Source organism: Streptococcus sp. GMD4S (assembly GCF_000296955.1).
Window position 1 is genome coordinate 1 of record NZ_AJRE01000430.1, and the last position, 512, is coordinate 512.

Sequence of the window (512 nt, forward strand, 5' to 3'; positions counted from 1 at the left end):
GGGGTCGTTTATCTCTTGCCGATTTTGATTAATCAGTTGACCAGCTTGATTATTTCTAGTCAAAACATCTATAGTAGACTACAAGATTTGATCATTGATTTGTCCATGAATCCAGTCTTCCAAAATATTGATATTCAACAAACTATTCAACAACTGAATCTCTCCTATGTGGATATCCTCCAGAATATCCTAAATAGCGTCAGCAACAGTTTAGGAAGCGTTCTTTCAGCTTTGTTTAGTACGGTTCTGATTCTCATTATGACCCCTGTATTCTTGATTTATTTCTTGTTGGATGGTCATAAGTTGCTACCAATGTTGGAACGTACCATCTTAAAACATGACAAATTGAATCTTTCTAGCCTTTTAACCAATCTCAATACAACTATAGCCCGTTATATCAGTGGAATTGCGATTGATGCGGTTATTATTGGATGTTTAGCCTATATTGGCTATAGCGTTATCGGATTAAAGTACGCCCTAGTTTTTGCTATTTTCTCTGGAATCGCAAATTT

Annotated in this window: 1 protein-coding gene; it reads left to right on the forward strand. The window is 35.7% G+C overall.

The window, feature by feature from the left end; genetic code table 11:
- A partial coding sequence (locus tag GMD4S_RS10335; RefSeq protein ID WP_000485703.1) for an AI-2E family transporter occupies nt 1-512 on the forward strand: 512 nt, incomplete at both ends.